At 47.5% G+C, this 568-nt stretch carries 1 protein-coding gene; it reads right to left on the bottom strand.

Translation table 11 applies throughout. The annotated features are described in order from the left end of the window. Positions 1–266: 266 nt before the first annotated feature. Positions 267–568 (bottom strand): hypothetical protein (locus VJI94_RS07925; RefSeq protein ID WP_324008952.1); only part of this gene is annotated, 302 nt, incomplete at its 5' end.

The raw sequence follows: 568 nt of genomic DNA, 5'->3' as shown, positions 1-568 counted from the left end.
TCTGGCAGGCTATCAATAAAGGCAAAGATTGGCGCGAACACGTGCTGAAGCCTGCAATCCTTACACTCGATCCAGGTGAGACCACCGGCGTGTGTTGGAAGGATTTCAATTCGGACGAGCTGTGGCTGATGTAATGGGAGACCAAAGATATTGGTCTATCCTTTAAGCAACTACTTGACTTCCTGGAGCGCTATGAACCATTCCATGTACGCTACGAAGACTATAAAGTCTATGCGTGGAAGGCTCAGGACCATAGTAATGCGTCCCTACATACTCCACAGTGGATTGGTGCTATACGCGCCGCACTTTGTCTGGCAGATATACCATATTCCTTCAAGATGGCACAACAGCCCAAGGGATGGTTTACGGACGATAAACTGAAGATGTTCGACATGTATGAGGCAGGTATGCGCCATGCTCGAGATGCCGAGCGCCATATGTTGTTCTACATGTGCTTCCCGGACAAGAAAGATGACTGAGCAGATCTGCACATACTGCAAAAAGCCTTTTCCTTTGGAAGAGTTTGTCAAGCCATCAGGTCTTAAGGTTAAGAAGTGCTCTAAATGCA

Origin of the sequence: Parvimonas sp. D9, from assembly GCF_035282565.1 — a bacterium.
GTDB lineage: Bacteria > Bacillota > Clostridia > Tissierellales > Peptoniphilaceae > Parvimonas > Parvimonas micra.
Note: the sequence above shows the minus strand (reverse complement) of the source record. Positions and strands in the feature narration are given on the sequence as shown.